General features: G+C 65.9%; 16 protein-coding genes. 7 read left to right on the forward strand and 9 right to left on the reverse strand.

Annotated elements, in window-relative coordinates:
• Nucleotides 1-214: 214 nt before the first annotated feature.
• The gene (bfr, locus tag B5X78_RS11240) at nucleotides 215-685 is read left to right on the forward strand and encodes a bacterioferritin (RefSeq protein WP_079724634.1); all 471 of its coding nucleotides are present in this window, start codon (nucleotides 215-217) and stop codon (nucleotides 683-685) included.
• Here bfr and B5X78_RS11245 read toward each other — a convergent pair.
• The 3 genes from B5X78_RS11245 to B5X78_RS11255 all read right to left on the reverse strand — a co-directional run bounded on the left by B5X78_RS11245 (nucleotide 658) and on the right by B5X78_RS11255 (nucleotide 5,649).
• Entirely contained in the window at nucleotides 658-3,060 is a 2,403-nt protein-coding gene (locus tag B5X78_RS11245) for a hybrid sensor histidine kinase/response regulator (protein WP_425478742.1), read from the reverse strand. The genes bfr and B5X78_RS11245 overlap by 28 nt on opposite strands.
• A 39-nt stretch (nucleotides 3,061-3,099) precedes the next feature.
• Nucleotides 3,100-4,962 (reverse strand): EAL domain-containing protein, encoded by a 1,863-nt coding sequence (locus tag B5X78_RS11250; RefSeq protein WP_079724636.1) that lies wholly within the window; start codon nucleotides 4,960-4,962, stop codon nucleotides 3,100-3,102.
• A gap of 81 nt (nucleotides 4,963-5,043) precedes the next feature.
• Complete coding sequence (locus B5X78_RS11255) at nucleotides 5,044-5,649, reverse strand: DUF4126 domain-containing protein (RefSeq protein WP_079724637.1); 606 nt, start codon at nucleotides 5,647-5,649, stop codon at nucleotides 5,044-5,046.
• 94 nt (nucleotides 5,650-5,743) lie between these two features.
• Here B5X78_RS11255 and B5X78_RS11260 point away from each other — a divergent pair, with 94 nt between their 5' ends.
• The 6 genes from B5X78_RS11260 to B5X78_RS11285 all read left to right on the forward strand — a co-directional run bounded on the left by B5X78_RS11260 (nucleotide 5,744) and on the right by B5X78_RS11285 (nucleotide 10,024).
• The gene (locus B5X78_RS11260) at nucleotides 5,744-6,481 is read left to right on the forward strand and encodes a DUF6776 family protein (RefSeq protein WP_079724638.1); all 738 of its coding nucleotides are present in this window, start codon (nucleotides 5,744-5,746) and stop codon (nucleotides 6,479-6,481) included.
• Nucleotides 6,482-6,483: 2 nt separating this feature from the next.
• Nucleotides 6,484-6,921 carry a bactofilin family protein gene (locus tag B5X78_RS11265; protein WP_079724639.1) on the forward strand — a complete coding sequence of 146 codons (438 nt, stop codon included), beginning with the start codon at nucleotides 6,484-6,486 and terminating at the stop codon, nucleotides 6,919-6,921.
• 64 nt (nucleotides 6,922-6,985) lie between these two features.
• Nucleotides 6,986-7,705: a DUF6776 family protein gene (locus B5X78_RS11270; protein ID WP_229730709.1), complete on the forward strand. Its 720-nt coding sequence runs from the start codon at nucleotides 6,986-6,988 to the stop codon at nucleotides 7,703-7,705.
• Nucleotides 7,706-7,775: 70 nt separating this feature from the next.
• Complete coding sequence (gene erpA, locus B5X78_RS11275) at nucleotides 7,776-8,153, forward strand: iron-sulfur cluster insertion protein ErpA (RefSeq protein WP_079724641.1); 378 nt, start codon at nucleotides 7,776-7,778, stop codon at nucleotides 8,151-8,153.
• Nucleotides 8,154-8,182: 29 nt separating this feature from the next.
• On the forward strand, nucleotides 8,183-9,106 hold the full coding sequence (gene nudC, locus B5X78_RS11280) for an NAD(+) diphosphatase (protein WP_079724642.1): 924 nt from the start codon (nucleotides 8,183-8,185) through the stop codon (nucleotides 9,104-9,106).
• Nucleotides 9,107-9,130: 24 nt separating this feature from the next.
• A complete protein-coding gene (locus B5X78_RS11285) occupies nucleotides 9,131-10,024 on the forward strand; it encodes a cobalamin biosynthesis protein (protein WP_079724643.1) in 894 nt (297 codons plus the stop codon).
• A 15-nt stretch (nucleotides 10,025-10,039) separates the two neighbouring features.
• Here the strand turns inward: B5X78_RS11285 and B5X78_RS11290 are convergent, their stop codons facing one another.
• From B5X78_RS11290 to purH, 6 genes are all read right to left on the reverse strand, one after another.
• On the reverse strand, nucleotides 10,040-10,450 hold the full coding sequence (locus tag B5X78_RS11290) for a DUF2752 domain-containing protein (RefSeq protein ID WP_425478743.1): 411 nt from the start codon (nucleotides 10,448-10,450) through the stop codon (nucleotides 10,040-10,042).
• A gap of 12 nt (nucleotides 10,451-10,462) precedes the next feature.
• Nucleotides 10,463-10,795, reverse strand: coding sequence for a CD225/dispanin family protein (locus B5X78_RS11295; RefSeq protein WP_079724645.1), 333 nt, complete (start codon nucleotides 10,793-10,795; stop codon nucleotides 10,463-10,465).
• A gap of 99 nt (nucleotides 10,796-10,894) precedes the next feature.
• Nucleotides 10,895-12,817 carry an MFS transporter gene (locus tag B5X78_RS11300; protein WP_079724646.1) on the reverse strand — a complete coding sequence of 641 codons (1,923 nt, stop codon included), beginning with the start codon at nucleotides 12,815-12,817 and terminating at the stop codon, nucleotides 10,895-10,897.
• 53 nt (nucleotides 12,818-12,870) lie between these two features.
• The gene (purD, locus tag B5X78_RS11305) at nucleotides 12,871-14,160 is read right to left on the reverse strand and encodes a phosphoribosylamine--glycine ligase (RefSeq protein ID WP_079724647.1); all 1,290 of its coding nucleotides are present in this window, start codon (nucleotides 14,158-14,160) and stop codon (nucleotides 12,871-12,873) included.
• Between the two features lie 55 nt (nucleotides 14,161-14,215).
• Nucleotides 14,216-15,130 carry a DNA-methyltransferase gene (locus tag B5X78_RS11310; RefSeq protein WP_217698674.1) on the reverse strand — a complete coding sequence of 305 codons (915 nt, stop codon included), beginning with the start codon at nucleotides 15,128-15,130 and terminating at the stop codon, nucleotides 14,216-14,218.
• A complete protein-coding gene (gene purH, locus B5X78_RS11315) occupies nucleotides 15,084-16,670 on the reverse strand; it encodes a bifunctional phosphoribosylaminoimidazolecarboxamide formyltransferase/IMP cyclohydrolase (RefSeq protein WP_079724648.1) in 1,587 nt (528 codons plus the stop codon). Before purH ends, B5X78_RS11310 begins: the two co-directional genes overlap by 47 nt.
• Nucleotides 16,671-16,696 lie beyond the last annotated feature (26 nt).

Genomic DNA, 16,696 nt, shown 5'->3' on the forward strand with positions numbered 1-16,696 from the left:
CAAGCAACACCCAGATTTGCGCGACCCTCCCTCCCAATCGCGCAAACCGGCCCGGCCAGCTCCCTCCCGCTGCCGGGCCTTTTTTATGCCTGTCTTTCATCGCCGGCCGATCGTGGCCCGGCTCGCCATCTAAAAGATGATCACGATTCGCGTTACGTCATGGGCAAGCGCAAGGCAGTAGCATGCCGCCGTCCCACGTCAACGGAGTACGGCCATGAAAGGCGACCCCAAGGTCATCGAGTTCCTCAACAAGGCGCTCTACAACGAACTGATCGCCATCAACCAGTACTTCCTGCACGCCAAGATGCTGAAGAACTGGGGCCTGAAGGAACTGGCCGAGCATGAGTACAAGGAATCGATCGACGAGATGAAGCACGCCGACAAGTTGGCCGAGCGCATCCTGTTCCTCGATGGCCTGCCCAACTTCCAGTCGTTGGGTAAATTGCGCATCGGCGAGAATCCGCGCGAACTGCTGCAATGCGATCTGTCACTGGAGTACGACGGCCTGCCGGTGCTGCGTGACGCCATCAAGTACTGCGAAGACACCGGCGACTATGTCAGCCGCCAGCTGTTCGCCGACATCCTGGATTCGGAAGAAGAGCACATCGACTGGCTGGAAACGCAGCTGGCGCTGATCGAACGGATTGGCGAACCCAACTACTTGTTGACCAAGCTCGAAGACTGAGTCGATCCGGTATTGGGCATCATGGGCTTGCCGAGCTGCTGCGCGGCATAGCCCAGCAGCGCCATGCGTGCGCGCGCGTATTCGGCGATGACCAGGGCCACGGCCACCGCCGGCCGATCCAGCTTCATCGCCCGCGCTCCCAGCTCCACACGCTTGGCGGCGGCCGACAGCGCCATCGCGCCGACATTGGCGCTGGATGACTTCAACGTATGCGCGGCCTCGCGCATGGCTTCCAGATCCGGTGCGGCCGCGCCCTTCTCCAACGCGGTAATCAGGCGCGGCGCATCCTCAAGGAACAGGCTGATGATGCGCGCGGTTTCATCGCCGGCGATCTCCCGCAACTCCTCCAGCATGCTGTGATCCAGCACCGGGAACGTCGGCACGGCCGGTCGGGCCGGTAGGGCGTCGGCCTCGGCAGGCGCGTTGGCAGCGGGTTGTTGAGCGGCAGCAGGCGGGGTCGGGCGCAGGCGAAGTTTCATTCGTTCGGGCAGCCATCGCTGCAGGCAGGCTTCCAGTTGATCGCGGGCCACCGGCTTGGCCAGATAGTCATCCATGCCCGCGTCGAGGCAGCGCTGGCGATCGCCGGCCATGGCATTGGCCGTCATGGCCACGATGGGCAGGCGATGCGCCGTGCGCACTTCGAGTTCGTGTTCGCGCCAGCGGCGGGTGGCCCCATAGCCATCCAGCACCGGCATCTGGCAATCCATGAAGACCAGGTCGAAGTGCTCGTTGGTCATGCGCTTCAACGCGAGCTCGCCATTGCCTTCGGATTCGCTGCGAAAGCCCAGCGATGAGAGCATCTTCTGCGCCACCAGCAGGTTGACCGGGTTGTCTTCCACCAGCAGCAGCCGCGCATCGCCGGCCTCCAGTCCTGCTTCAGCCATCGCAGCCTCCGTGCTGACGTCACCTGCGCCCAGACCCACGCCGCCGCTGGCCGGCGGATCAAAAATATCCGCCATCTCCACCGGCTGCACGCTGCCCTCGCTGCTGTCCGGCACGTCGCCAAACAAGGCGGCGCGCAAATCGGTGTCAGGCGCCTGGCGCGACAACAAGGTGCTGCCGGCGCGCAATTCCTCGGGCACCGCATCGTCGCCGTACAGCCAGATCAGGCGGATGTCGTCACCAGTGGGTCGCCGCGCCAACGTGCGATGCAGGGCGCGCGCGGTGCTGCGGATGCCGGTGAGATCGGCCAGCACCGCCACGAAGTCGTCGTTGCGTGAGTCGCTGGCGATGCGCAGGCGTTCCAGCGCTTCCTGGGTGGTTTCCACCGCGGTGATGTGGGTGCCCCAGTTGGTCAGCAGCATCGACAGGCGCTGGCGCAGGCGTGCGTCCGGCGAGACCACCAGCACGCGACCCTGGTTGAAGGCGTGGGTATCGCGCAGCTTCAGATCACCCACGACCTTGGTGAGCGGAACTTCAAACCAGAATGTGGAGCCGCGCCCGGGTTCGGACATCACGTCGATGCGTCCACCCATCAATTCCACGATGCGCTTGCAGATGGCCAGTCCCAGGCCGGTGCCGCCGTACAGGCGCGTCGTGGAGGCATCGGCCTGGGTGAACGAGCGGAACAGACGCGCTTGCGCATCGGCGGAAATACCGATGCCGGTATCGCGTACTTCAAAGCGCAACAGGTGCTGACCCGACGTCTCGCCCAGCCGGCGAACCACCAGGGTGATGGTGCCGCGTTCGGTGAACTTGATTGCATTGCCGATCAGGTTGCTCAACACCTGCCGCAAGCGCACCGGATCGCCGCGCACCGGCAGCCGCACGGCCGGGTCCAGTTGCAGGGTCAGGCGCAGGCCCTTGTTCTCGGCCGGTCGCTGCATCAGTTGCAGCACGCCGTCGAGCAGCTCGCGCAGGTTGAAGGCAGTGATCTCCAGCTCCAGCTTGTTCGCTTCCAGCTTGGAGTAGTCCAGGATGTCATCGACGATGCGCAGCAACTGGTGCGAGGAAGCGCTGGCGGTATTGAGCATCTCGCGATGCTCCGGTGCCAGCGGCGCACGCGCCAGCATGTCCAGCATGGGCACAATGCCGTTGAGCGGGGTGCGGATTTCGTGGCTCATCGTGGCGAGGAATTCGCCCTTGGCCAACACCGCGGACTCGGCGGCCTGCTTGGCCTGCAGCAGTTCCTGTTCGAGCCGGTCATGCCGGTGCAGGTCGCGCTGCAGGGCATTGCGCTCGGATTCGGCGATGGAGGTGCGCGCTTCGGCGCCCTGCAGTTGGCGGTGCGCGGCGCGCGTGTTGATGGCGGCGAACAGCGCGCAGACCACGCTGACGGCCGCCGCAATGATCGCGAGCGTCCACCATGGGCCGGCCACGCCGGCATAGGGCAACGCCAGGGCGACGAGCGCCACCATGCCGGTGGCCAACGCCAGCCAAGGGGCGACCGGTGCAGGCCCCTGCGCGGGCATGGCTTACAGCACCGCGTTGTGGAAATCGAACCCCAGCTCGCTGCCGACGGCTTGCACCAGGTTGCCCTGGATGAAGTCGACGCCGCCCATCCACATGGCAGCGGCCGCTTGCGGATCTTCGATCTGCTGTCCGATGACCTGCAGTCCGGCTCGATGCGCTTGATCGATGACGCTGCGAAGTTCGTCGCGCAGCGTGGGATCGGTGTGTGCGCTGGCATAACGGCTGGCCACGCGCAGATAGCTCAGGGGCAGCTGGGTGAGCAGGGCGTCGGCTTCGCGACCGGGTTCGAACTGGCTCAGGCAGAACTGCACGCCGGCCGGCATCAGCTGGTTGCAGAAGTCGCGCAAGGTGACGGTGTGGATCAGGGCATCGGCCATGCGCAGGTCGATGACCAGCGAGGTGCCCTCGATGCCGCGCTCGGCCAGCGTCTGCAGCAACCACTGTCCATGTGATTCGCGCGCCAGCGTACGCGGCGACTGCGAGACGAACAGGCGCAACGATGGCCCCTTCGCCTGGCGTTCTGCCAGCACGAACAAGGCATGCTCCAGCACCCAGTGATCGATCTGGGCAATGCCGCCGGCCGACTCGGCCGCCGGGATGACCTGTGAGGCGGGCAGCAGCGAGCCGTCGGCCTGGCGCATCCGCAGCAGCACCTGGTATTGCGCCTGATCGCTGCCGGCCACTGCCACGATCGGCTGGTATGCCAGCTCGAACTGGCCGTCCTCCAGCGAGATGCGCGGGGCGTCCTCGGCGACCTGGGCCGGTGCATAGGCAGCCAGATTGTTGCCACGCAAGCGCGCCTGCAGCACCGCGCGCTCGGTCGCCTCCAGTGCGCTGCCGGCGTCGGCAAAGCCGGGCGACAGCGGTGTGTAGCCGATGGAGGCACGCAGGTTGAGGGTTTCGTTGTCGCGCACGTCGAAGGAATTGCCGGTCAGTCCGTCGCGCAGGCGCTCGGCCTGCGCTTCCAGTCCGCCTTCATCCACACCGGTGGATAGGCACAGGAAGCTGTTGTCGTTCAGTCGGGCGACCGGGTGCGGCGCGGACACGTCGGCCAGGCGACGCCCGGCCTGGTTCATCAGCTGCTCGAACACCGCGTAGCCATAGCGTTCGCGCAGGCTGAGCGCGCTGCCGATTTCGACGAAGAACAAACCGCCGCCCACCTTGTCCTGCAAGGTCGCGCCCAGCTGCTGCAGCAGGTAGGTGCGGGTCGGCAGGCCGGTGTCGGTATTGAGGGTGGCGCGCGGCGCCGGCGACTGCCGTTGGCGCGCGCGCTGGATGCGGTTGGACACCGCCGCGATCAGGTGGCGCGGACGAATCGGCTTGTTGAGGAAATCGTCGGCGCCGCTTTCCAGCACTTCGAACTGGCGCTCCGGATCCGGATCGCCGGTCAGGAACACGATCGGCAGGTGCAGGTATTCGGGTTGCTGGCGAATCAGCAAGGTCAGGCTCATGCCGTCCTTGCCGGGCATGTGCAGATCCATCAGCACCAGATCCGGGTGGAAGCGCTGGATGGCCTCGAGCACGCCGTCGGGCTGCATCTGCACTTCGGCCTGCATGCCGGCGCCATGCAGCACGCTCTGGGCAAACAGCGCCTGGCCGCGATCATCTTCGACAATCAGGATGCGATACGGCGTCTCGGCCGACTGCGAGCCGGGGCCGGCATGGCCAACCGTGGCCGGCGCGGTCGGCGCGGCGGTCGGGGTTGGCTTGGAAGCGCTCATCGCGGTGGTTCCTCCTGGGTGTGTTGCTGCCGTCGGCGCATCGGCCGTCCAGCGTCGCCAATAGTGTGGTGGCGGCGTCTCGGCCCGCAGGCGGGAGCGCGACGGCTCGTCCTGGCGGCGGGATGTGGCGTCGTTGGCTGACATCAGGCTTCCCCAAGCTTGAGTCGCATTATGCGATGAACATCGCGCACGGGGGCAAGCACTGAGCGGCCTTCCGGTTGGCGACTAAATGGACGGTACATCGGTATTAGACGGCTTGAACAGATTTTTCAGGCCACGGCTGACGCGCCGCCAGACCCACCACACCAGCAAGGCCAGGATCAGCGAGATGCCCACCACCACGATCAGGGCGACCCAGGGGTGCGCATAGGCCAGGGCCAGCCCCCCCACGACCACGGCATCCTCGGTAATCGAGGCGGTCCAGTTGCTGACCGGTTCCGGCGAGGTGTTCATCAGCGCGCGTGATCCGCTTTTCAGCACGTGGCTGGTCAGTGCGATGCCGGCACCCGCGGCCAGCGCGCCGCCGCCCAGGTGACCGTCCGGCGACAAGGTGGCGGCGGCCAGGAAGGCCCCGGCCGGCACCCGCGCCAGGGTCTGCAGCAGATCCCAGCCCGAGTCCACGCCGGGAATCTTGTCGGCGAAGAATTCCGCCACAGCCAGGGCGCCCGAGGTGCCCAGCACCCACCAGGATTGGGTCACCTGCAGCGCAGGAGGGAGCTCGATCCAGCCCAAAGCGCCTGCCAGACCCAGGCCAAAAACGGTCAGATAGACGCGAATTCCGGCCATCCATGCCAACAGGATCCCAATTACGAACAAATGTGCGTCGGACATCCCGGCTCTTCCCTTTAAACTCGACGACCCTGTCGCGTCATCGAGTATAGGCCCTGGTCCAGGCACCTGCCTGAGCCGGGCCCACTGCCACGCCATGCCTCCACGTCGTCCCTTCCCGCGTTACCGGATTGTGGTCGAGCGCTCCCCTGGACGCGCCCGCTTCTGGCTGTGTCTGCTGGCGGTGGCCTGGGTGGCTTCGCTGGCGGGCGCATGGATCTGGGCCAGCCAGACCGCGGCACCGCGACTGACCGCGACCGTGGCGTTGCTCGATGCGGCCCGCGACCAGATTGATGGGCAGGCCCGCCAGCTGCGCACCCTGAATCAGCGTGAGACCACACTGGGGGTGTCCGATCGCATCAGCCGCAACGCCAACCAGGAGCTGCAGGCCTCGCTGGCCCAGCGTGACGAAGAGATCGCTGGCTTGCGCGCCGACGTGGCGTTCTATGAGCGCCTGGTCGGCGCCACCGCACCGCGGCGTGGCTTGAACGTCCACCAGGCCGACTTCAACCTGCTGCCCGGCGGCACCTGGCAGTACCAGATCACCCTGACCCAGACGCTCAATCGCGGCGCCATCAGCCAGGGGCAGATGCGTTTCGCCGTGGAAGGCGTGCGCGCCGGCCAGCTGGCCACGGTCGCTTGGGATGAGTTGCACCAGCATCAGGGTTCGCCGGGGCAGACCTATTCGTTCCGCTATTTCCAACAGCTCGACGGCAGCGTGATGTTGCCGCCCGACTTCACCCCGCAACGCGTGCGGGTGCAGTTGAGCGGTGACGATGCGGCGGTGGAGCAGGCATTTGACTGGAAGCTCGCCACTTCCGCAGGAGGCAAGTAATCGTGTTCAAGCACAAAGCCCATCGTGATGGCCAGGCCATCGATACCTTGATCGGCCCGCAGGTCACCCTGCAGGGTGATTTGTATTTCAGCGGCGGCCTGTATGTGGAAGGCCGCATCCTGGGCAAGGTGCTCGCACTGGAAGGCGAGCGCGCCACCCTGACCGTGGCCGAGCAGGGCCGCATCGAGGGCGAAGTGCGTGCGCCCGTGGTCATCGTCAACGGCCAGCTCACCGGTGACGTGTATGCCAGCGAGCGGGTTGAACTGGCCTCGCGCGCCCGCGTGCAGGGCAATATTTTCTATCAGGTGGTGGAGATGAGCGCCGGCGCCCAGCTGACCGGCCGCCTGGTCCATGCCGAGCTGGTCGAACAGGGCGCCGTGGCGGGCCACGAGTCGGCACAGCACGCCCAGGAACACGGACAGGCACTGGCCGGCGCCTGAACAAAACAGGCCTCGGGCGGGCGGCACGCTGCCCGCTGACGACGGCCGCGCTATGCTCGCTTTCATGAGCGAGTTCACGGTTTTGAAGCCGCCGGGTCCGGCGAGCGGCAGACTCTGGTTCTACGTCGCCGTGGCGGGGCTGGGGCTGTGCCTGGCGTTTGGCGGCTGGGGGCTATGGAAAGTGCTGACCGATCACGGCGGGGGCGCCGATGCGGAGCGTGGCCAGGCCCAACGCGTGGCCCAGCTGGAACAGCAGGTGGCCACGCTCTCGCGTTCGGATCAGATCACCCGCAACGCCAACCGCGATCTGCAGACCACCCTGGCCGAGCGCGACGAGGAAATTGCCGGCCTGCGCGCCGATGTCGCGTTCTACGAGCGCTTCGTGGGCGCTACGGGCCAGCGCCGCGGCTTGGCGGTGCATGAGCTGAAGGTGCAGCCGCAAGCCGGGCAGGCCTGGCATTTCACCGCCACCGTCACCCAGAACCTCAACCGTGGCGCCGTCAACGTGGGCCGTCTGCAGGTGTCGGTGGAAGGCACGCGAGCGGGCAAGCTGCAGCGCTTGAACTGGGCCGAATTGCGCCAGCAGGCCAATGCGCCCGGCATCGCGTATTCCTTCAAATATTTCCAGCAGATCGAAGGCGACCTGATGCTACCCGAGGATTTCCAGCCTCTGCGCGTCATTGCGCAGTTGCAGCCGCAGGGTGGCAGCAGCGTCGAGCAGTCGTTCACCTGGGCCGCGGCGACCGGCAAGGACGGCGCGGGCGCCGCATCCGGCCTGAACTGAGCGGCGACGATGGCCGGCTTTCACGTCCTCCGGCTTGAAGTGAGTCTGCTCAGGCCCCATCCTGTTCACCATGGATACGCTGCTCACCCTGCCCTCCGCGCCTGACTACCAGTCGCTGGAGCGACCGCTCAATTTCAGTCATCACGCCGCCGCCAAGGTGCGCGAACTGATCCAGGAAGAGGGCAACGACAGCCTCGCCCTGCGCGTCTACATCCAGGGTGGCGGTTGCTCGGGCTTCCAGTACGGCTTCGAGTTCGATGAGAACCGCGCCGAGGACGACTTGGCGGTGGACACCGATGGCGTGACCCTGCTGGTGGATCCGCTCAGCCTGCAGTACCTGATGGGCGCGGAAGTGGACTACAGCGAAAGCCTGCAGGGCGCCCAGTTCGTCATCCGCAATCCCAATGCCAAGACCACCTGCGGCTGCGGTAGCAGTTTCAGCGTTTAAGCCCGCGGCCTGCGAGCGCCGCCGCCCGTATGGCACCATCGAACCACGCACCCTCCGACGCCGGGATATCCGGATTCGCCTTCGCCGGTGATCCACTGGATCGTGCCGATGCCTTGCGCAACGACGCCGACGCCCTGTTCCGGCTCTGGCCGCAGGCGCGCGTGATCGTGCTCGACCGGCAGGCCGAAGCGTTTGCCGATGAAGCAGGGCAGCTGGCGGTCATCCACGGCCACACCCTGGGCGGTGGCCCGGGCACGGCGATTTTCCTCGGCCTGCGCGACGAACAAGCCTGGTTTGGCGTGGAAGCCGATACCGTCGCGCTCGACCTTCCGCATCGCTGCGACCTGCGCAAGGCCGCCGCCCAGTGGCCGGACTTCGAAGCCGGCGTGTTCGCGCTGGCGCGCGCGATGTTCCACTGGCGTTCGCGCAACCGTCATTGCGGCCTGTGCGGCGGCGAAATCGAATTCCGTCGCGCCGGCTACCAGGGCCATTGCCTGCAATGCGCGGCCGAGCACTACCCGCGCGTGGACCCGGCGGTCATCGTGGCGGTGAGCGATGGTGAGCGCTTGTTGCTGGGTCGCCAGCGCAGCTGGCCGGCCGGACGCTATTCGGTGCTGGCGGGCTTTGTCGAACCCGGCGAGACGCTGGAGCAGACGGTGGCCCGCGAAGTGCTGGAAGAAGCCGGCGTGCGTGTGCGCAGCAGCCGCTATCTGGGCGCGCAGCCCTGGCCGTTTCCCGGATCGCTGATGCTGGGCTTCAGCGCGTTGGCCGAACCGGACCCGCCGCGCGTGGACGATGAACTGGAAGACGCGCGTTGGTTCACCCATCAGGAAATCGGTGACGCCCTGCAACGCCAGGACGGCAGCACCGGCTTGTGGCTGTCACCGCGCATTTCGATAGCCCGCTCACTGATTGAGCACTGGTACCGGCAGACGGGCCACGGCAGGCTCTAGAATCGGACCCGGGAGGATGTACGCATGTCGATAACCCTGGTCGCGGTGGTAATTGCCCTGGTACTTGGCCATGTGGCGCCGGTGCTGGTGGCGTCGCTGCGCCAATTCCACTGGTTTGCCCATTGGCTGCATTGGCTGGACGAACGTTTTCCAGGCGATGGCTTCTGGCGCAGCCGCTACGGCATCGCGTTGGCGGTGCTGCCGCCGTTGCTGGTGGTGGGCTTGTTCCAGTGGGTCCTGCATGAGCCCTTGCTGGGTCTGGTCGGCTTGCTGTTTTCGATCCTGGTGCTGGTCTATGCGTGGGGTCCGCGCGATCTGGACGTGGATGTGGAAGCGATCATCGATGCCCACGAACCCGCGCAGCGCGCCGCCGCCATCGCCCGCCTGTGGCCGGCAGGCGACACGCCTGCTGCTGATGGCCCGGCACTGGTGGAAGCCGTCTTCCGCAATGCCTTGCGGCGCTGGTTCGGCGTGCTGTTCTGGTTCCTGCTGCTGGGCCCGATGGGTGCCTTGCTCTATCGGCTGATCGCGTTGACCGCCGAAGGCGAGTTCCAGCGGCAACTGCCGCACGACACCCGCGAAGGTGCACGCGCGCTGCTGTCGGTGCTGGAGTGGCCGGTGGCGCAGCTGATCACGCTGGCCATGGCGCTGGTGGGCAATTTCGACACGGTCTTTCATGCCTGGCGCGACGCGCATGGCAACACGTTGCAATTGCGTACGGCCTTCCTCGGCCAGGCGGCGCGGGCCAGCGTCCGCTGCGAACTGGCGGAAGAAGCCGAGGACTATGCCGAAGAAGGCATGGTGCAGGCGATGCGCGAACTGCCCGAACTGCGCGATGCGATGAGCCTGGTCTGGCGCATCCTGCTGCTGTGGATGGCGGTGCTGGCGGTGTTCGTGATTGGCGGCTGGGTCAGCTGACCGGCCGCGCGGCGATCACGCCGGTGCGAGCAGGGTGAACGGATACCACGGCAGATTGCGGGCAATCCAGTAGGCCGGTATCAGCACCAGCCATACACGCGGCTCCATCACCCAACGCATCAGCGGCGCCAGCATGCGCGGTTGCCAACCGCGACCATGGGCGATCATCAAGGGCAGCAGCGGCAGCACCAGCATGGCCAGCGGATTGAGCGAAAACGCGCGCAGCACATCGCCATGGACCAGCGCATGCATGGCGCGGGTCAAACCGCAGCCCACGCAGAAGTAGCCGGTAAACGTGCGGAACAGACAGGGCAGGAACGGATTGCCGGCGACATTGGGATCGAATGTCCACAACATGCCGACACCGGCGAGGATCGCCATCGCGATCCCCGCCAGCCACAGCATCTGCATCGGTCGCAGGGTCAGCGTCATGCGGGTTTACTGGACCTGCTGCATCCGCTCGACGAATTCCATGTATTCCTGCACGCCGCCGGTGGCCACCATGAAGATGTTGATCAGCAGGCCGATGATGGCCAGCGCGGTCGCAACCCAGCACCAGGTCTTGGCCGCATCGGAAGCGCGACGGGCGCCGGCGACATCACCCTGCGCCAGCTTGGTATTGACCTGCGAGGAATAGACGATCGCCACGATGCCAAGGAAACCCAGCGGGCAGCACAGGCACACGGCCAGCACGGTCGAGATGATCGACCACGCCAGGTAATTCGGAATCTGCACGGGTGTTTCATTGGGCAACGGGGGGACGGCGCTCATTGGAGTCTCTCCTGACAGGACATGGCGGTGGGTTGATCGGCGCTAGTCTACCTATTCAGTCGCGCGCCCAACATCGGGGCGAGCCCGGGCCGGGCGGGATCAGGCATCACTGCCGCGCAGGCCGCGCACGACCACTTCCAGTGCTTCGGCGCTGACCTGGGGATCGGTCACTGGCGGCGCCGCCATCACCTCGACGTGGGCGCGGAAGCGGCGTGGCACTCGCATGCGGCCCAGTCGTGTGTCGCGCCGGCTCCACATGCTGCTCCACATGCCTTTCAGGGCCATCGGCACCACCGGCACCGGACGACGCTCCAGGATGCGCTCCACGCCCGACTTGAACGGCGCTATCTCGCCATCGCGGGTCAAGGCGCCTTCCGGAAAGATGCCGACGATTTCGCCCTCGGCCAGTGCGCGATCAATTTCGTCGAACGCGCGCTTCATCAGTTCGGGATCTTCGCGCGCACCGGCAATCGGAATGGCCTTGGCGGTGCGGAAAATCCAGCTCATCACCGGGATGCGGAAGATCTTGTAGTACATGACAAAGCGCACCGGCCGCGGGATGCTGGCTGCGAGTATCAACGCATCCATGTAGCTGACGTGGTTGCACACCAGCAGGGCGGCTCCTTCGTCGGGCACGTTCTTCTCGATGCCGTGCAGGCGCAGGCGATACAGCGAGCGCACCAGCACCCAGCTCAGGAAGCGCATCAGGAATTCCGGCACCAGCAGGAAGATCCAGATCGCCACCAGCGCGTTGGCCACGGCCAGCGCCAGGAACACCTGCGGAATGCTCAGCCCCGGCAGCGGCACATGCACGCCGCCCAAGGTCACCCCCGGCATCTGCAGCGCAATGCCCAGGATCGCCGCCAGCACGATGAAGCCGGCATTCTGGATGTTCATGCCGGCGATCACGCGTGACAGCTCGTTCCTGGGCGTGCGGCTTTGAATCAGGGCAAACAGCGGCACCACGAAGAAGCCGGTAAACAAGCCGATGCCCACCAGATCGATGATGATGCGCAGGCTGCCGGCCTGCTGCACGAATTGCGTGACCGAGAGGCCGCTGACAGGCGCCAGGCCGGTGCGGGCGAAATACAGATCGAGCAGGAAGCCGGTCATGCCGAACGCGCCCAACGGCACCAGGCCGATCTCGACCGTGCGCGCCGAGAGTTTTTCGCACAGCAGCGAACCTACGCCGGTGCCGATGGAGAACAAGGCCAAGGCAAAGATGTACAGCGTCTCGCTGCCGCCCAGGTTGACGGTGGCGTAGGTGGGCAACTGCGCGGTCAGCACGGTGCCGACAAACCAGAACCAGGACACCCCCAGCACGCTGTTGCGCACGGCAACCTGCTTCTTGGCCAGGCGCAGCACCGCCAGCGATTCGGGGATGGGGTTGAGGCGGATCTTCAGGTCCGGCGCGGCCGCCTCGACCGGCGGGATGCGTCGCGACACCACGTTGCCGGCAATGGCCAGCAGGATGATCGACACCGCGGCTACCTGCGGCCCTTGCGCGCCGGCGAGCTTGAAGATCAGGCCACCGAAGATCATGCCGATCAGGATCGACAGCGAGGTGCCCATCTCGACCAGGCCGTTGCCACCGGTCAACTCTTCCGGCTTGAGCACCGAAGGCAGGATCGAATACTTCACCGGACCGAACAAGGTGGACTGCAAACCGGTGGAGAACAGCGCCACCAGCAGGATCGGCATGCTCTGCATCAGGAAGCCGATCGCGGCCACCGACATGATCACGATCTCCATGGTGGTGGTGATCCGGATCAGTCGTGACTTCTCCAGCTTCTCGGCAATCTGGCCGGCGGTGGCGGAGAACAGGAAGTACGGCAGGATGAACAACGCCGGCGCCAGGTTGGTGTACAGCGTCTTGTCCTGCGCACTGACCCCCATGAAGAACAGCAGGCCGATGATGGCCTGCCGATACACGTTGTCGTTGAAAGCGCCCAGCGACTGGACCAGGAAGAACGGCAGGAAGCGCCGCTGCTTGAGCAATCCAAACTGACTGTGGCCGGCCATGCGCCCTCCGTGGGTTGGGCGCAGACTAGCAGAAGCCTGTTGCCGTCTGGCAATCAGCCCTGTTCGCGCGCGATGGCGCGCCAGCCGATGTCATGGCGATGGAATTCGCCTTCCCAGTGGATCTGTTCCAACGCCTGGTAGGCACGCCGCTGGGCGTCGCCGACGCTGTCGCCCAGCGCGGCCACGCACAGCACGCGGCCGCCACTGGTGAGCACGCGGCCGTCATCGCCCAGGCGCGTGCCGGCATGGAACACCTTGGTGTCGTCGGCCTGCGCCGCGTCCAGGCCATCAATGGCGTCGCCGGCCTGCGGCGTGTCTGGATAATGGGCCGCGGCCATCACCACGCCCAATGAGGGACGCGGATCCCAGTCGGCCTGCACGCCGTCCAGGCGACCATCGATCGCGGCCTGCACCAGATCCACCAGATCCGACTGCAGGCGCAGCATCACCGGCTGGGTTTCCGGATCACCAAAGCGCACATTGAATTCGATGACCTTGGGCGCGCCCTGTTCGTCGATCATCAAGCCGGCATAGAGGAAGCCGGTGAACGGCACGCCGTCGGCGATCATGCCGCGCACGGTGGGTTCCACCACCTCGCGCATGACCCGCGCATGCACTTCCGCGGTCACCACCGGCGCGGGCGAGTACGCGCCCATGCCGCCGGTGTTGGGACCGGTGTCGCCATCGCCCACGCGCTTGTGATCCTGCGAGGTGGCCATCGGCAATGCCGTGCGTCCATCGACCATGCTGATGAAGCTGGCTTCCTCGCCTTCCAGGAATTCCTCGATCACCACCCGCGCACCTGCCGCGCCAAACGCATTGCCGGCCAGCATGTCGTGGATGGCGGCTTCGGCTTCGGCCAGCGTCATCGCCACGATCACACCCTTGCCTGCGGCCAGGCCATCGGCCTTGACCACGATCGGCGCGCCTTTCTCACGCACGTAGGCCAGCGCCGGCACCGTCTCGGTGAATACAGCGTAGTAGGCGGTGGGGATGCCATGCCGGGCCAGGAAGTCCTTGGCGAATGCCTTGCTGCCTTCCAGCTGCGCGGCAGCAGCGGTGGGTCCGAAGATGCGCAGGCCTTCGGCGCGGAAACGATCGACCACACCGGCCACCAGCGGCGCTTCGGGACCGACCACGGTCAAGGCCACACCTTCATCGCGCACCAGTTGCACCAGGCGATCGATCTCCGTGGCGCCCACCGCCACGTTGCGGCATTTGCCCTCGCGCGCGGTACCGGCATTGCCCGGCGCCACCAGCACTTCGTCCACCTGCGGCGACTGCGCGATCTTCCAGGCCAGGGCATGTTCGCGACCACCTGCACCAATCACCAGAACCTTCATTGCTGCTGCTCCATCCTGTTCGGGATCCGCATCGCGGATCGGGATATTGAATACGTCACTCGGCTTCCGCTTCGGCTTTCAGCCGTGCCCTGGCCACGCGTGCATAGGCCGAATCCAGTTCGCTGCCCACATACAGCCGGCCACTGCGCAGCGCGGCCACGCCGGTGGTGCCGGAACCGTTGAAGGGATCGAAGATGCGATCGCCCGGCCGGGTCGAGGCCTCGATGCAGCGCAGCAGCAACTCCACCGGCTTCTGGGTCGGGTGGCGGCCGTGGCTCTTTTCCTGCTTGGCGGGAGCGGTGAAACGCCAGACCGATTTCATCTGCTTGCCGCCGTTGTCGGCTTTCATCCTGGCGTAGTCGAACACGTGCCGGCTCTTTTCATTGCGGGCCGCCCAGATCACCGTCTCGGTGGAATGGGTGAACGTACGGCAGGCCAGGTTGGGCGGCGGATTGGGTTTTTCCCAGGTGATGTCGTTGAGCAGCTTCATGCCCAGCTGCTGCATCGCGAAACCCACCGAATGGATCACATGGTGCGTGCCGGACACCCACAGCGTGCCATCGGGCTTGAGTGCGCGCTGGCAGCGCTGCAGCCATTCCAGGTTGAATTCGTGGTTGAGCTGCGGACTGCGGCTCTTGTCCCAGTCGCCCTTGTCCACCTTGACCATCCGGCCATTCTGGCAAGTGATGCCGCCATTGGAGAGGAAGTACGGCGGATCGGCGAAGATCATGTCGAAGCTGCCCTGCGGATGCACGGCATTGAGGCGATCCAGCAGCTCCAGGCAGTTGGCCTGGTACAGCACCGCGCGCCCCTGCGGGTCGGCGTATGCGAGCTTGTTGGGCGAGGTCTTGCTGGCCGCGAACGCGCCAAGCCCCAGCGGATCCGCCGGGGCCGGTGCGCCGGGACGCCGCGCCTGCGCCACGTCAGTGCCGGAAGTGGCGTACGCCGGTGAACACCATCGCCAGGCCATGTTCGTCGGCCGCAGCGATCACTTCGCTGTCACGCATCGAACCGCCCGGCTGGATCACCGCGGCAATGCCGGCTTGCGCGGCCGCATCGATGCCATCGCGGAACGGGAAGAACGCGTCGCTGGCCATCACCGAACCGGGCACGGCCAGCTTGGCTTCATCGGCCTTGAGTCCGGCGATTTTGGCGCTGACCACGCGGCTCATCTGGCCGGCGCCGATGCCGACCGTGCGGTTGTCCTTGGCGTAGACAATGGCGTTGGACTTGACGTACTTGGCCACCTGCCAGGCGAACAGCAGGTCGCGCAGTTCGCTCTCGCTGGGCGAGCGCTTGCTGACGACCTTGAGTTCGTCACGCGTGACCATGCGGTTGTCGGCGGTCTGCATCAACAGGCCGGAGCCCACGCGCTTGACGTCGATCAGGTTGGCGCCTTCGCCGGCCGGAATCACCAGCACGCGCACGTTGGCCTTCTTCCTTGCGTAATCCAGCGCGCCCTCTTCGTAGGCCGGCGCAATCAGCACCTCCACGAACTGGCGGTCGAGGATGACCTTCGCGGTCGCCGCATCCAGGGTGCGGTTGAACGCGATGATGCCGCCAAACGCCGACGTTGCATCGGTGGCGTAGGCCAACTCATACGCATCGCCGCAGGCCGCACCGACGGCCACGCCGCAGGGATTGGCATGTTTGACGATCACGCAGGCCGGGGCCTGGAACTGGCGCACGCATTCCCACGCCGCGTCGGCATCGGCGATGTTGTTGTAGCTCAGTTCCTTGCCTTGCAGCTGGCGGAAAGTGGCCAGCGTGCCCGGCACCGGATACAGATCGCGATAGAACGCCGCCTGCTGGTGCGGGTTTTCGCCGTAGCGCAGGTCCATCAGCTTGATGAAGCTGCCATTGGCCTGCTGCGGAAACACGCTGCGCTCGACCGCGCCGGCGTCATCGACCCGGGTGATGGCCGACAGCGTGTCGCTGATGCAGGCGTCGTACTGGGCGACGCGATTGAACGCCGATACCGCCAGCGCGAAACGGGTGCGCGCGGACAGCGTGCCGTCGTTGTCTTCCAGTTCGGCCAGCAGCTCGCCGTACTGCGCGGGATCCGTGGCAACGGCCACGTAAGCAAAATTCTTGGCCGCCGCGCGCAGCATCGCCGGGCCGCCGATGTCGATGTTCTCGACAATGTCGTCGAAACCCGCCGCCGGATTGGCAGCGACTTTCTCGAACGGATAGAGGTTCAACACCAGCAGATCGATCGCCACGATTCCCTGCTGCGCCATCACCTCGTCATCGACGCCACGCCGACCCAGCAGGCCGCCGTGTACCTTGGGATGCAGGGTCTTGACCCGCCCATCCATGATTTCCGGAAAGCCGGTGAGCTCGGAGACATCGCGTACCGGCAAACCCGCTTCGCGCAGGGCTTTGGCGGTTCCGCCGGTGGACAGCAGCTCAATCTGGCGGGCAGCCAGGGCCTGGGCCAGTTCGATGAGGCCGGTCTTGTCGGAAACGGACAGCAGTGCCCGGCGAACGGGCAGGCGTTGATCAGTCATGGGGGGCATTGCGACGGGAGGACCGC

This window comes from Pseudoxanthomonas indica (assembly GCF_900167565.1).
Classification (GTDB): domain Bacteria; phylum Pseudomonadota; class Gammaproteobacteria; order Xanthomonadales; family Xanthomonadaceae; genus Pseudoxanthomonas_A; species Pseudoxanthomonas_A indica.

Bases quoted from the DNA above. Each gene is read 5' to 3' on its own strand.
- purH (WP_079724648.1), bottom strand. From the start codon at position 16,670: ATGACTGATCAACGCCTGCCCGTTCGCCGGGCACTGCTGTCCGTTTCC.
- B5X78_RS11250 (WP_079724636.1), bottom strand. From the start codon at position 4,962: ATGTCAGCCAACGACGCCACATCCCGCCGCCAGGACGAGCCGTCGCGC.
- nudC (WP_079724642.1), top strand. From the start codon at position 8,183: ATGGCACCATCGAACCACGCACCCTCCGACGCCGGGATATCCGGATTC.
- B5X78_RS11270 (WP_229730709.1), top strand. From the start codon at position 6,986: ATGAGCGAGTTCACGGTTTTGAAGCCGCCGGGTCCGGCGAGCGGCAGA.
- B5X78_RS11260 (WP_079724638.1), top strand. From the start codon at position 5,744: ATGCCTCCACGTCGTCCCTTCCCGCGTTACCGGATTGTGGTCGAGCGC.
- B5X78_RS11255 (WP_079724637.1), bottom strand. From the start codon at position 5,649: ATGTCCGACGCACATTTGTTCGTAATTGGGATCCTGTTGGCATGGATG.
- erpA (WP_079724641.1), top strand. From the start codon at position 7,776: ATGGATACGCTGCTCACCCTGCCCTCCGCGCCTGACTACCAGTCGCTG.
- bfr (WP_079724634.1), top strand. From the start codon at position 215: ATGAAAGGCGACCCCAAGGTCATCGAGTTCCTCAACAAGGCGCTCTAC.
- B5X78_RS11285 (WP_079724643.1), top strand. From the start codon at position 9,131: ATGTCGATAACCCTGGTCGCGGTGGTAATTGCCCTGGTACTTGGCCAT.
- B5X78_RS11300 (WP_079724646.1), bottom strand. From the start codon at position 12,817: ATGGCCGGCCACAGTCAGTTTGGATTGCTCAAGCAGCGGCGCTTCCTG.
- purD (WP_079724647.1), bottom strand. From the start codon at position 14,160: ATGAAGGTTCTGGTGATTGGTGCAGGTGGTCGCGAACATGCCCTGGCC.
- B5X78_RS11295 (WP_079724645.1), bottom strand. From the start codon at position 10,795: ATGAGCGCCGTCCCCCCGTTGCCCAATGAAACACCCGTGCAGATTCCG.
- B5X78_RS11310 (WP_217698674.1), bottom strand. From the start codon at position 15,130: ATGGCCTGGCGATGGTGTTCACCGGCGTACGCCACTTCCGGCACTGAC.